Source organism: Parahaemophilus parainfluenzae (genome assembly GCF_001053575.1).
GTDB classification, from domain to species: domain Bacteria; phylum Pseudomonadota; class Gammaproteobacteria; order Enterobacterales; family Pasteurellaceae; genus Haemophilus_D; species Haemophilus_D parainfluenzae_S.
Genome location: NZ_JVSL01000029.1, coordinates 20,986 through 33,636, shown reverse-complemented (window position 1 = coordinate 33,636; position 12,651 = coordinate 20,986). Strand labels below are relative to the sequence as shown.

The following is a 12,651-nucleotide window of genomic DNA, read 5'->3' as shown; positions in this document are numbered from 1 at the left end:
GCATTTGATCCCGATACATATTTTTGGTTATATCTCCCCTAGTTTTATTTTTTTCTTTATCGGAGTTCATATGACTGATGAGTATCGCACTCTCCGCCATAACATTAATATGCTAGGGCGTTTTCTTGGAGAAACCATTAATGATGCACAAGGCGAAGACATTCTCACCTTAATTGAAAATATTCGCCAATTGTCCAAACAATCTCGAGCGGGCGATAGCCAAGCACGTAAAACATTGTTGGATACCCTTTCCACCATTTCAAATGAAAATATTATTCCTGTTGCACGAGCATTCAGCCATTTTCTTAATTTAACGAATATCGCTGAACAATACCAAACGGTCTCTCGCCAACATAAAGATTTGCAATCTTCTAACCGTTCATTAAGTGCTTTATTTCAACGCTTAAAAGCATTAAATGTTTCAAAAGAGGAAGCCTACAAAACCGTTGAAAACTTGCTTATTGAGCTTGTATTAACCGCACACCCAACTGAAACCACTCGTCGTTCGTTAATCCACAAACACGTTGAGATCAATAAATGCTTAAGCAAATTAGAGCACGATGATTTGACGCCTAAAGAACGCGGCATTATTGAACGCTTGCTACTTCGTTTAATTGCTGAAGCATGGCATACCAATGAAATCCGTACCGTTCGCCCTACTCCATTCGATGAAGCTAAATGGGGCTATGCCATGATTGAAAACAGCCTATGGCAAGGGGTGCCGGAATTCTTACGTCAATTAAATGAACATGCTCGTGAATTTTTGGGGTACGATTTACCAGTGGGCTTACGTCCTGTCCGAATTTCTTCTTGGATGGGGGGTGACCGTGATGGCAACCCATTTGTTACTTCAAAAATTACTCAACAAGTACTCTATTTTGCTCGTTGGAAAGCAGCGGATTTATTCTTAAATGACATTAAATCGCTTGCTGATGAATTATCCATGGTGAAATGCACACCAGAATTTACCGAAAAATATGGTGAGCATTTAGAGCCTTATCGTTTTGTAGTCAAAGCACTTCGTGCAAAACTTATCGCCACTCTTGATTACTTTGATGATTGCCTGGCAAATCGTCCGCCACGCGTAAGCCAAGCCGATATCATCATGGAAGATAATCAACTTTGGGAACCACTCTATGACTGCTATCAATCGTTGATGGCATGCGGTATGCGGATTATCGCTAATGGTTCCTTACTGGACATTTTGCACCGCATTCGCTGTTTTGGGGTTACCCTTTCACAAATGGATATCCGTCAAGAAAGTACCCGTCATACCGATGCTATCGCAGAAATTACACGTTATCTTGGCATTGGCGATTATGCACAATGGAGTGAAGCTGAGAAACAATCTTTCTTGGTGCGTGAATTGAATTCTCGTCGCCCATTAATTCCAACCCATTGGGAGCCATCTGCAGAAACCCAAGAAATTTTAGATACTTGCAAAGTCATTGCCCAACAAAAACAAGGCGTAATTGCTTGCTATATTATTTCCATGGCAAGAAGTGCCTCTGATGTGCTTGCCGTGCATTTATTATTAAAAGAAGCAGGCGTGCCTTATCACATTCCTGTCGTACCACTTTTTGAAACCTTAGATGACTTAGATGCTTCTGAAGGAGTCATGCGTCAATTGTTTAATATTGGTTGGTATCGTGGTGTGATTAATAATCATCAAATGGTGATGATTGGTTATTCTGACTCAGCTAAAGATGCGGGAATGATGGCAGCTTCATGGGCACAATATCGTGCTCAAGAAGCATTAGTCAACTTAACCGAAGAACTAGGTATTGAACTCACTTTATTCCATGGCCGTGGTGGTACAATCGGTCGTGGTGGTGCGCCTGCACATGCGGCATTACTTTCTCAACCTCCACGCTCACTCAAAAATGGTTTACGTGTGACTGAACAAGGGGAAATGATCCGCTTTAAACTTGGTTTACCCGAAGTTGCGGTTGAAACCTTTGATCTTTACGCAAGCGCGATTTTAGAAGCAAACTTACTCCCACCGCCAGAACCTAAAGCAGAATGGCGTACCGTCATGGATGAGCTTTCCACTACTTCATGTGACATTTACCGTAGTGTTGTTCGTGGTGATAAAGACTTCGTGCCTTATTTCCGCAGTGCTACACCGGAACAAGAACTGTCTAAACTGCCACTAGGCTCTCGCCCTGCAAAACGTAATCCAAATGGTGGCGTGGAAAGCTTGCGTGCCATTCCATGGATTTTTGCTTGGATGCAAAATCGCTTAATGTTACCAGCATGGCTTGGTGCGGGTGCGGCAATTCAAAAAATTATGGATGAAGGCAAAGGTCATATTATTGAAGAAATGTGTAAAGCTTGGCCATTCTTCTCTACTCGTGTGGGGATGTTAGAAATGGTGTTCAGTAAAACTGATACTTGGCTTTTTGAGCAATATGATCACAACTTAGTGAAAAAAGAGCTTTGGTACCTAGGTGAAAATCTGCGTAACCAACTCAATGCGGATATTAAAACTGTGCTTTCGCTTTCTCACAAAGATGAATTAATGGCGGACTTACCGTGGATCGCCGATTCTATTGCATTACGTAATGTGTATACGGATCCACTCAATCTCCTTCAAGTGGAATTGCTCCGTCGTTTCCGTGAATCGCCTGAAAACCCAATCCCTGATGTCGAACAAGCCTTGATGATTACCATCACAGGTATTGCCGCAGGTATGCGAAATACTGGCTAGTCACAGCAAATATAAATAAGTGCGGTCAAAAACAACGATGAATTTGACCGCACTTTTTGTTTTCTGTTTCTTGCGGTATCATACGCGCAATTGACTTGATGAAGGAAAACCCAATGACAACTGATATTCAAAAACTCGATCCTGATACAGCGATTGATCTTGCTTATGATATTTTCTTAGAAATGGCGGGGGAAAATCTCGATCCCGCTGATATTATGCTATTCAATCTACAATTTGAAGATCGTGGTGCGGTCGAGTTTGTCGAAACTGCCGATGATTGGGAACAAGAAATTGGGGTATTAATCGATCCTGACGCTTTTGCTGAAGTTTGGGTGGGTTTAGTGAATGAGAAAGATGAAATGGATGATGTGTTTGCAAAATTCTTAATTTCACACCGAGAAGAAGATCGTGAATTCCACGTTATTTGGAAAAAATAACTACCCTTCTCACACTATATCAATTTACAAACTAAAACCGGTTTAATTTTAAATTAAACCGGTTTTTGCTTAACAAATACGTGGTAAAGGTTCGTTGCGTGGTAAGTCTAATAAACGACTTTGACCGAAAAGACCAACTGCACGAACTTTGCCATCAGTAGTCACCTCACCAATGACAGCTGCGTTTTCACCTAATGGATGGCGACGAAGTGCGGTCAGAATCTCAGCTGTTTTTTCTTTGTCCGCCACAATAACCAATTTGCCTTCATTGGCAAAATTTAACGCATCCAAACCGAGTAATTCACAAATACCGCGCACTTCCTGACGAATTGGTAACACTGTTTCATCAATTTGAACTCCCACTTTCTGTGCCTGTGCAAATTCATGAAGTACTGCATTCACACCACCACGGGTCGCATCGCGTACAGCTTTCACCCCTTCAATTGGACGAATGCAATCAATAAGCGGTGCAAGCACAGCACAATCACTGCGTAAATCTGTTTGAATACCAAGATTTTCACGTAAATTCAAAATGGTTGCACCATGATCACCTAAAGTACCACTGACAATAATCTGATCACCTGGTTGAATGCGATGCACACCCCAGTCGAGTCCGTTTGGAATCACACCAATACCGGCTGTATTAATAAACACTTTATCTATCGCGCCTTTTTGTACTACTTTGGTATCACCTGTTACCACTTGAATACCGGCTGACTGACAGGCTTTTGCCATAGACTGGATTAATTTTTTTAAAGTTTCTAGTGGTAAGCCTTCTTCCAAAATAAACCCACAGGATAAATATTTTGGTACGGCACCGCATACCGCGACATCGTTAGCAGTACCACAAACAGCGAGTTTACCAATATCTCCACCAGGGAAAAAAATCGGATCAATCACAAAGCTATCGGTAGAAAATGACAATGTTCCACCTAAAGCATTTAACTCTTGTAAAGCAATACGAGCCTGATCTTCGCCTTGTGAAAGGATTGGGTTATCAAATGCCTCGACAAAATAATCGCGGATCAACTCTTGCATTGTGGCACCACCATTTCCGTGTGCCATTGTAATAAAATCAGTCATTGTTTTATTCCCGTCTGTATTGATAATAGGCCGCGCATGCCCCTTCAGAAGACACCATCAATGCACCATAGGCATTGTCAGGATTACATTTTTTAGCAAATAATGGGCAATCAGCAGGCTTACATTTGCCGATTAATACATCTCCGCAGCGCGAATCCGGATCATCAGCAACTTGATGTGGCTGGCAAGCAAAATGCGCTTCTGCATCAAAGCATTGATAATCATCGGTCAGTTCTACGCCAGATTCTGCAATTTCGCCTAATCCACGCCACTCACTGCTGGCTTTCAAGCGGAACACTTCACTGATTGCCTGTTGTGCTAACTCATTGCCATGTTGGTGTACGATACGTTTATACTGATTTTCCACTTCACAGCGTTTTTCAACAATCTGTGTCACCAACATTAAAATTGCTTGTAGGATATCTAAAGGCTCAAAACCAGTGATTACAAAAGGCTTATGGTAGGTATCACACAATTCCTGATAAGGTTCAGAACCAATCACCATGCTGACATGACCTGGTGCAAGAAAGCCGTCAATTTTGACTTGTCCTTGTGACAATAAGCTGTGTAATGTTGGGATGATAGTGATATTTTGACATACCACAAAAAAGTTTTTTACCTGCTGTTTTTTCGCTTGTTGCAAGGTAATTGCAGCACTCGGCATCGTCGTTTCAAAACCGAGTGAAAAGAACACCACTTTTTTATCTGGATTATTTGATGCGATATTCAATGCATCAAGTGGCGAATAAACGATACGAACATCCGCGCCCTGGGCTTTGGCTTCTAATAATGAACCTAAACGTCCGCGTACTCGCATAGCATCACCGAAAGTACAGAAAATCACTTCTGGACGACGAGCAATCTCAATACATACATCAATTCGCCCCATCGGTAAGACACATACCGGACAGCCTGGACCGTGAATAAATTCAATACTTTTGGGTAATAAACGATCCAGCCCAAATTTAAAAATGGTATGAGTATGTCCGCCACAGACCTCCATCAAATATAACGGATTTTCTGGTGTAAAGTGCTGTTGGTTTTCCATTATTTTTTGTAGTCGCTGTAACAGACTTTTAGCCAGTTCAGGATCACGAAATTCATCAACAAACTGCATTTGATGCTCCTATCGTTCTTGCGCTTTTAACCAGTCTAGCCATTGCTGTAACCCTTCTCCACTTTGAGAAGACAACTGGATAACCTCAATTGTTGGATTCACTTGTTTCGCATAAGCAATACATTTTTCCACATCGAAATTTAAGTACGGCAGTAAATCGACTTTGTTTAAAATCATTAACTTCGAAGCCGCAAACATATGTGGATATTTGAGTGGTTTATCTTCTCCTTCTGTTACAGATAAAATCACTACTTTGGCGTGCTCGCCTAAATCAAACTCTGATGGGCAGACTAGGTTTCCGACATTTTCAATAAACATCAGACTATTTTTCTGTGGCTGCAATTTCACCAATGCATTACCAATCATTTGTGCATCTAAGTGACAACCTTTGCCTGTATTAACTTGAATCGCTGGCACACCGGTTTGACGAATACGATCCGCATCGTTTTCTGTTTGTTGATCGCCCTCGATCACATAACAAGGATAGTCATTTTTTAATGCATTTAATGTAGTCGTCAACAAAGTTGTTTTGCCTGAACCTGGACTTGAAACAAGATTAAGTGCCAAAATGTGTTGATTGGCAAAAAAGCGACGATTCATATCGGCTAATTGATTGTTGGCGCCAAGAATATCTTGTTCTACTTTCAGTAATCGTTGCTGGGTTTCTTCTTGTTGTGGAGAGTCAGGCATGCGGAAGGAGGAATGAGAAAAATTAGGTAGTTTTGTTGCATGTTGCGCATTGGAATCATTATGAACATGCGGTAATTCTCCGATTCTGACTTGATCTGGATGGCCACAGCCACAGGTTGTACACATAAGTCACCTCAATAATTTTTCGTTTATTCTGTAAATACTTAGAATCTATGGTAATTCACATGCGTTAGAATACCATATTCTCTATCTTAAATATATTCTTTGAAGAGAGATAAATACATACTATCAAGTAGTTAGCGTATTTTATATTCAAAAGATCAGGTTAAATTTGCCAATTTAGACATCTTGCTATTTTACGGCAATTTCTTTCACTCTAAATTCGGTGCCACTTCGACGTTGTAAACATGCGCTGTGACAATGTGGACAGCAATCTTGATAGGCTTCAATCTCAACTTCCTTTTGACATTGCCAGCACCATGCAATCGCAGGTAAATGAATAAAATGTAACTGACAGTTTTCAGCAACGGTATCTTTGCGCATAATTTCAAAGCAAAATTCTACCGCACTTTGCTCGACACAAGACAGTGCTCCAATTTCTAGCCAAATATCTGTCACTTCATGGATTTCATGCTTTTTCTTTTGTTGATCAATAATTTCCATAATATTCTGACAGAGAGACATCTCATGCATGATTTTCTCCTTAAAATAAAAAAGCAGTCTGTTCCAATTCTACTCTTTTTTGATGTTTATTTTCAGCATTTCTGTGTTTCGTTGCTTGATATTTAAACGTTGTTTGAAAAATTTTTACTGGTACTCGTACAAGAAATCATTTTAGTGGCACAAAATTAATGCCGCTATGTTGCAATAAGGTATTCATTAAATCATTATTTTGTTCAAACTGGCTACATTTGCCTTTGAGCTGAATTAAGCGAATTCTCAAGTGAGCCAATTCATGGATCCGTTTTGATACTTCTCGAATATGTCGATCTAGCAGCTCATTAATTTCCCTTTCCTGCTCTTGAGTAGCACATTGAGGATTGAGCAACATTTTGATTTCTTTCAGTGAAATATCCAAACTGCGGCAATAGCAAATAAAAGAAAGTTGTTTCAAATGCTCTTCCGTATAAACGCGAAAATTACCACTTGTTCGCTTAGCGGGTTCGATCAATCCTTGTTTTTCATAGAAACGTACGGCTTCCACCGTACAGCCAACAATGTTGGCTAGCTGACCAATTTTCATTTTTTTAAAATTACACTTGACTCTGAAGTTACTTCATATTTTATACTTTATCACAGTGTTCACATGTTAGAAAAGGAGAACTTCCATGAAAAAAACAGCATTACTTATCACTGCACTATTCGGTGCTTCACTCGCTAATGCACATAATGTTTGGTTGGAGCCCGTTAAGGATGTAAAAGGGCAATATGTGGTTAAATTTGGTCATGAGGAAACCGAAACCTATCCTCAAAGCAAATTAAAAGCGGTACGCCTACTTGATGCTAAAGGCCAATTGCAAAATGCCACAGTAAACTTTAAAGAAGGCGAAGCACACTTTGCTGCACCTGATGCTGCCATCGCATTTATTCGCTTTGATAATGGCGTTTGGTCAAAATTGCCAAGCGGTAAATATGTCGAAAAAACCAAACAGCAGGCCCCAGATGCTGTGCTTAGTGTTAATCCAGTCAAATTCGGCAAAGCGATTTTACACTGGGATGCGCAAGCAAATAAATCACACAACATGGATTATGAATTGATCCCACAAAGTGAACCGAAAGCGGGACAACCACTCGATATTCTCGTGTTAGTCAAAGGTAAACCTGTGCAAGGCATCAAAGTGGGTTTAGGCGAAGATCATCCATTCAACTTAACCAATGAAAAAGGTATTGCACAATTCACCCCTAAAGCGGGCTATAACAAAGTCTGGGCTGAATTTGACGAACCGGTTAAAGACAATCCTGACTATAGCAAACGTAGTGTTGAATATATGCTCACTTTTGATGCGAAATAATGAAAAGAGTTGTATTTTTAACCGCACTTTTCACCTGGTTGTGCGCACCATCAGCATTTGCTCATAGTTTGCATGTTTTTGCACAATATGATGGACGCACAGTTTCTGGCAAAGCCTATTATTCCGATATGACCCCAGCAGCAGAAACCTATATGGAGATTTTGCAAGCTGGCCAGGACTCCCCTCTATTGGAAGGCAAAACGGATCGCAATGGGCAATTTGCCTATCCGATCAATACCACTACCGAAGGTGCCATTAAAGTAGTGATAGAAGGTGAAGAAGGACATCGAGCCTCAATTGTTGCCAACAGAGTATCTGCGCAAACCACTAATAATAGTGACAATGCATTGATGTTGGTCCGCGAAGATATTTCTAAATTAAAAGACAAAATTTACCTGCACGATATTATTGGCGGTATCGGCTATATTGTTGGTATTTTTGGCTTATGGGCATTGATTAGAGCCTCAAAGATGACGCGTACGTCGCAATCTAAGGAAAGATAATATGCATTTATCGGAAGGTGTGTTGCATACACCCGTATTGCTTGGTGGTGCAGCTGTCGCATTAGTCTGCGTAATGATTGGTCTTAAACGACTCAATTCGCAGCAATTGCCGCTAACAGCATTGTTTGCTGCTGCTTTTTTTGTTGCTGGAACCATTCATGTACCGGTAGGCATTGGTAGCGTGCATCTCATCTTAAACGGCATGGCCGGCCTGTTTCTTGGCTGGGCCGTTTTCCCTGCTTTTTTAATCGCATTAGTCCTACAAGCCCTGCTCTTTTCCTTTGGTGGATTTGCCGTATTAGGTGTCAATTTATGCGTAATGGCATTACCCGCCCTTCTTGTATATTGGCTATTTGCAAAAAGACTTGAGCATGACAATTCCCGTCACACTCAAATTACTGCAGGAATTGGTGCTGGCGTGATCGGCGTTGGTGGTTCAGCCTTGCTCGCTTCTTTAGTCTTAGCGCTAGATGGCGGTAAAGCCTATAGCGATCTGATCATGCTTCTGGTGATATCACATATCCCCGTATTTATTATCGACAGTATCGTCAGTGTCGGCGTGGTCTTATTGTTAAACAAAATGTATCCAACAGCGCTCAGTGTGGTGAAATGAATTTCCTTGCTATTTTTCAACCGCACTTACGACTAATTTATGTGTTTTTGTGTGGACTTATCGTCAGCACAATGACACATATTTCAACGCTTATTATCCTTAATCTAGTCGTATTAAGCGGATTACTTATTGCGCTAATACGCTATCGAAAATCCCTTGCCGGTTATTTCAAATATTGGCTGAAACTGAATTTTTTCACTTTGCTTGTTTGGTTGACCTTAAGCTGGAAAATCACCGAACAAGGTTTAGCATTAAATCCAATAGGGGTTCAGCTTGCACAGCTCATCACACTACGTTTCAATTTAATTTTAAGTTTAACTCGACTCTTGTTAATTGATATGAACGAGAGCCTTTTATTGCAAGCATTGTGCCGTTTGCCATTACCTGAAAAACTACTTCATCTATTTGTTCTCACTGTTCGCTATATTTCAGTGTTCAGTGAAGTACATAAAAAGATGGATATGGCAATGCGAGCACGTGGCTACCAGCCAAAACTTAATGGCAGAACCTTATTTATTGCGGCGCAGCGTGTCGCCCTATTATTAATTCATGCACTCGTTAAAGCAGAAAAAACAGAAATGGCACTAAAAGCTCGTGGCTTTCAGCTGCATGATGTGAAAAAAACACAGGATAAATCTTGATGAACGTCCTCGAAGTCAAACAATTACAAATCATGCGCGAGCAGCGTGTGATTATTGATAACCTTTCTTTTGAACTCCCTGAAGACCATCGCCTTTTTTTACAAGGTGATATTGGTTGTGGAAAATCAACCTTATTACACTGTCTATTAGGTTTTATACCTTACCAACAAGGAGAAATTCGCTGGTTCGGTAATGTATGTCGACAAGAAAAAGATTTTGTACCACTACGTGGAAAGGTAGGCATCTGTTTCCAACATGCCGGCGATCAACTTTTTGGCCCAACCGTACTTGATGATGTCGCCTTTGGTCCACTCAATCAAGGGTTGAACAGAGATGAAGCCTATCAAATTGCATTACAACAGTTGGAACGTCTGAATATTGTTGGGTTAAAAGATCGCTCTGTAAATACCTTATCTGGTGGTGAACAGAATTTTACTGCACTGGCTGGTGTATTGGCGATGCAGCCAAAAGTATTATTACTTGATGAGCCAACCAATGGACTGGACGTAAAAAACATCGCCAAACTAACCGCACTTTTACGAGAGTTACAGTTACCAATGCTTATTGCCTCGCATGATTTACGCTTTAGTGAAACACTTGCGGATTCCTGTTTGTCTTTAGCCACAGATAGTGGTGACTAAATGCATTCATAACGCGTAAGGAAATAATTCAATAAAAAACGGGCGAACCATTTAAGTTCGCCCGTCATTCATTTATGACACTAATCAAGCTACAAGTGCGGTTTCTTTTAAGCGATTTTTTAATTTCGCGTATTCAGTTACCACATAGCGTTCAGCCCAGGCTTGGTCTTCGATTTTATCAATACGAACCGCGCTGTATTTGTATTCCGGCGTTCTTGAACCCGGGTTCAAATGTTCAGCGGTTAATTCGTTACATTTACCGATCCACCATTGATAGGTCATATAACAAGCGCCTTTGTTTGTACGAGTGCTCACATCTGCACGAGAAATAACTTTACCGCGTGATGAGGCAATCCAAACCAAGTCGTTGTTTTTAATGCCCAATTCCTTGGCATCCTGATCGTTCATTTGTACGAATCCCGGCTCATCAGCAAGTGCAGCAAGCGCTCGGCAGTTACCTGTCATTGAACGGCAAGAATAGTGACCCACTTCACGCACTGTGGAAAGTATCAATGGGAATTCTTCAGAAAGATCTTCCATTGGCGGCTCCCAGTCGCAAGCAAAGAACTCAGCTTTGCCGTTCGGACGGTCGAAGATTTGGCCTTTATACAAGTATGTTGTGCCTTGATCTTCAGGGCCTTCATCAGTACATGGCCATTGGATATAACCCAAGCCTTCCATTTTTTCGTAAGTTGCCCCTTTGTAAATTGGACAAAGCGAACGAAGTTCATCCCAAATTTCTTTGGTATTGTTATAGTGCATTGGGTAGCCCATTGCTGTAGCAAGTTCGCTAATGATCACCCAGTCATCCTTGACGTCGCCGGTTGGTTCAATGGCTTTATAGAAACGTTGGAAACCACGGTCAGCAGCACTATATACACCTTCATGTTCAGCACAAGAAGTGGCAGGTAATAAAATATCTGCTTCTGCGGCTGTTTGAGTCATGAAGATATCTTGAACGATAAGAAGCTCAACTTTCTCGAAGGCTTTTTTAACCGCATTAATATCAGGCTCAGTTTGTAATGTATCTTCACCCATGATATAGAATGCTTTAATTTTATCTTCCATGATCGCTTCAGGGACTTCACTCAACGGCACACCAGGTTTGGTTGGAATAGATGGCACGCCCCAAGCTTTCGCAAATTTTGCATTAATCTCTGGATTAGCAAAACTTTGATAGCCAGGTAATGTGTTGAATAACGCACCCATATCGCACGCGCCCTGTACGTTGTTTTGACCACGTACCGGGTTCACCCCAACATTTGGTTTACCTAAGTTACCAGTAAGCATTGCCAAGCTTGCTAATGCACGTACGGTTTCTACACCTTGACGGAATTGGCAAACGCCCATACCCCATAAAATGGTAGCAGTTTCCGCTTTCGCATAAGTGCGGGCAATTTCACGCAACATTTCAGGCTCAATGCCTGTGATGTGTTGAGTGGATTCCGGTGTATAAGCTTTCACGGTTTCATAGAACGCATCGAAGTTTTCGGTGTGTTCATCAATAAATTTTTGATCTTGTAACCCTTCTTCCAAAATCACATTCATCATCGCATTCAAGAATGCTACGTTAGACCCGTTAGCAAGCGGTGCATAAATATCCGCAATACGGGCTGTTTCGATTTTACGAGGGTCACAAACAATAACTTTCGCCCCTTTTGCTTTGGCGTGATTAATTCGACGCGCCACAATAGGGTGTGAAGTGGAGGCATTATAGCCAAAAATGAATACGCATTTAGTATCTTCAATCTCAACAATTGAGTTGGACATTGCGCCGTTACCGACCGATTTGAGCAGACCTGTTACAGAAGGGCCGTGTCACACGCGCGCACAACAGTCAATGTTGTTATTTCCTAATACCGCACGGGCGAATTTTTGCATAACGAAGTTCACTTCGTTACCTGGTCCACGGGAAGAGCCCGTTACCATAATCGATTCGTTACCGTACTTTTCTTTGATTTCACTGAGACGTCTTGCTGTGTAAGAAATCGCTTCTTCCCAGCTCACTGGTGTGAATGGTTCGCCACGTTTGTAGCGGATCATCGGTTGAGTTAGGCGAGGAGTCAGGATTTTTGTATCATGCACAAAATCCCAGCCATAATATCCTTTTAGGCATAACTCCCCTTCGTTTGTTTTTCCGTTTGCACCTTCAGCACCCACAATTTTGTTGTTTTCCACCAAAAGATGGATTTTACAACCTGAGGCACAATACGGACATACGGTAATTACTTTTTTAATAGCCA

General features: G+C 41.3%; 13 protein-coding genes. 7 read left to right on the top strand and 6 right to left on the bottom strand.

The window, feature by feature from the left end; genetic code table 11:
- The first annotated feature begins 70 nt into the window (after nucleotides 1-70).
- Nucleotides 71-2,710 carry a phosphoenolpyruvate carboxylase gene (ppc, locus tag AC979_RS05695; RefSeq protein WP_049373286.1) on the top strand — a complete coding sequence of 880 codons (2,640 nt, stop codon included), beginning with the start codon at nucleotides 71-73 and terminating at the stop codon, nucleotides 2,708-2,710.
- A gap of 113 nt (nucleotides 2,711-2,823) precedes the next feature.
- Nucleotides 2,824-3,147 (top strand): HI1450 family dsDNA-mimic protein, encoded by a 324-nt coding sequence (locus AC979_RS05690; protein WP_049365590.1) that lies wholly within the window; start codon nucleotides 2,824-2,826, stop codon nucleotides 3,145-3,147.
- Between the two features lie 69 nt (nucleotides 3,148-3,216).
- Here the strand turns inward: AC979_RS05690 and hypE are convergent, their stop codons facing one another.
- From hypE to AC979_RS05665, 5 genes are all read right to left on the bottom strand, one after another.
- Nucleotides 3,217-4,230: a hydrogenase expression/formation protein HypE gene (gene hypE / locus AC979_RS05685; RefSeq protein ID WP_049373284.1), complete on the bottom strand. Its 1,014-nt coding sequence runs from the start codon at nucleotides 4,228-4,230 to the stop codon at nucleotides 3,217-3,219.
- Nucleotides 4,231-4,234: 4 nt separating this feature from the next.
- On the bottom strand, nucleotides 4,235-5,347 hold the full coding sequence (gene hypD, locus AC979_RS05680) for a hydrogenase formation protein HypD (RefSeq protein ID WP_049373283.1): 1,113 nt from the start codon (nucleotides 5,345-5,347) through the stop codon (nucleotides 4,235-4,237).
- A 9-nt stretch (nucleotides 5,348-5,356) separates the two neighbouring features.
- A complete protein-coding gene (gene hypB, locus AC979_RS05675) occupies nucleotides 5,357-6,163 on the bottom strand; it encodes a hydrogenase nickel incorporation protein HypB (RefSeq protein ID WP_049373281.1) in 807 nt (268 codons plus the stop codon).
- A gap of 186 nt (nucleotides 6,164-6,349) precedes the next feature.
- Nucleotides 6,350-6,691: a hydrogenase maturation nickel metallochaperone HypA gene (gene hypA, locus AC979_RS05670; RefSeq protein ID WP_005697604.1), complete on the bottom strand. Its 342-nt coding sequence runs from the start codon at nucleotides 6,689-6,691 to the stop codon at nucleotides 6,350-6,352.
- 136 nt (nucleotides 6,692-6,827) lie between these two features.
- Nucleotides 6,828-7,241, bottom strand: a complete 414-nt coding sequence (locus tag AC979_RS05665) for a MerR family transcriptional regulator (RefSeq protein WP_005697590.1) — start codon at nucleotides 7,239-7,241, stop codon at nucleotides 6,828-6,830.
- A gap of 85 nt (nucleotides 7,242-7,326) precedes the next feature.
- Between AC979_RS05665 and AC979_RS05660 the strand changes: the two genes are divergently transcribed.
- The 5 genes from AC979_RS05660 to AC979_RS05640 are packed head-to-tail and all read left to right on the top strand — an operon-like array spanning nucleotide 7,327 to nucleotide 10,408.
- Complete coding sequence (locus tag AC979_RS05660; protein ID WP_049373279.1) at nucleotides 7,327-8,010, top strand: DUF4198 domain-containing protein; 684 nt, start codon at nucleotides 7,327-7,329, stop codon at nucleotides 8,008-8,010.
- The gene (locus AC979_RS05655; protein WP_049373277.1) at nucleotides 8,010-8,513 is read left to right on the top strand and encodes a hypothetical protein; all 504 of its coding nucleotides are present in this window, start codon (nucleotides 8,010-8,012) and stop codon (nucleotides 8,511-8,513) included. The genes AC979_RS05660 and AC979_RS05655 overlap by 1 nt, the downstream gene beginning before the upstream one ends.
- Before the next feature lies 1 nt (nucleotide 8,514).
- Nucleotides 8,515-9,126 carry a cobalt transporter CbiM gene (gene cbiM / locus AC979_RS05650; protein WP_049373276.1) on the top strand — a complete coding sequence of 204 codons (612 nt, stop codon included), beginning with the start codon at nucleotides 8,515-8,517 and terminating at the stop codon, nucleotides 9,124-9,126.
- On the top strand, nucleotides 9,123-9,767 hold the full coding sequence (locus tag AC979_RS05645) for an energy-coupling factor transporter transmembrane component T family protein (RefSeq protein WP_049373274.1): 645 nt from the start codon (nucleotides 9,123-9,125) through the stop codon (nucleotides 9,765-9,767). The genes cbiM and AC979_RS05645 overlap by 4 nt, the downstream gene beginning before the upstream one ends.
- Nucleotides 9,767-10,408 (top strand): energy-coupling factor ABC transporter ATP-binding protein, encoded by a 642-nt coding sequence (locus AC979_RS05640; RefSeq protein WP_049373273.1) that lies wholly within the window; start codon nucleotides 9,767-9,769, stop codon nucleotides 10,406-10,408. The genes AC979_RS05645 and AC979_RS05640 overlap by 1 nt, the downstream gene beginning before the upstream one ends.
- A gap of 84 nt (nucleotides 10,409-10,492) precedes the next feature.
- Here the strand turns inward: AC979_RS05640 and fdhF are convergent, their stop codons facing one another.
- Complete coding sequence (fdhF, locus tag AC979_RS05635) at nucleotides 10,493-12,646, bottom strand: formate dehydrogenase subunit alpha (protein WP_080971317.1); 2,154 nt, start codon at nucleotides 12,644-12,646, stop codon at nucleotides 10,493-10,495.
- Nucleotides 12,647-12,651: the final 5 nt, after the last annotated feature.

What these genes read in the sequence shown, in the direction of transcription:
- ppc (WP_049373286.1), top strand. Translation starts at nt 71, where the DNA reads ATGACTGATGAGTATCGCACTCTCCGCCATAACATTAATATGCTAGGG.
- AC979_RS05690 (WP_049365590.1), top strand. Translation starts at nt 2,824, where the DNA reads ATGACAACTGATATTCAAAAACTCGATCCTGATACAGCGATTGATCTT.
- hypE (WP_049373284.1), bottom strand. Translation starts at nt 4,230, where the DNA reads ATGACTGATTTTATTACAATGGCACACGGAAATGGTGGTGCCACAATG.
- hypD (WP_049373283.1), bottom strand. Translation starts at nt 5,347, where the DNA reads ATGCAGTTTGTTGATGAATTTCGTGATCCTGAACTGGCTAAAAGTCTG.
- hypB (WP_049373281.1), bottom strand. Translation starts at nt 6,163, where the DNA reads ATGTGTACAACCTGTGGCTGTGGCCATCCAGATCAAGTCAGAATCGGA.
- hypA (WP_005697604.1), bottom strand. Translation starts at nt 6,691, where the DNA reads ATGCATGAGATGTCTCTCTGTCAGAATATTATGGAAATTATTGATCAA.
- AC979_RS05665 (WP_005697590.1), bottom strand. Translation starts at nt 7,241, where the DNA reads ATGAAAATTGGTCAGCTAGCCAACATTGTTGGCTGTACGGTGGAAGCC.
- AC979_RS05660 (WP_049373279.1), top strand. Translation starts at nt 7,327, where the DNA reads ATGAAAAAAACAGCATTACTTATCACTGCACTATTCGGTGCTTCACTC.
- AC979_RS05655 (WP_049373277.1), top strand. Translation starts at nt 8,010, where the DNA reads ATGAAAAGAGTTGTATTTTTAACCGCACTTTTCACCTGGTTGTGCGCA.
- cbiM (WP_049373276.1), top strand. Translation starts at nt 8,515, where the DNA reads ATGCATTTATCGGAAGGTGTGTTGCATACACCCGTATTGCTTGGTGGT.
- AC979_RS05645 (WP_049373274.1), top strand. Translation starts at nt 9,123, where the DNA reads ATGAATTTCCTTGCTATTTTTCAACCGCACTTACGACTAATTTATGTG.
- AC979_RS05640 (WP_049373273.1), top strand. Translation starts at nt 9,767, where the DNA reads ATGAACGTCCTCGAAGTCAAACAATTACAAATCATGCGCGAGCAGCGT.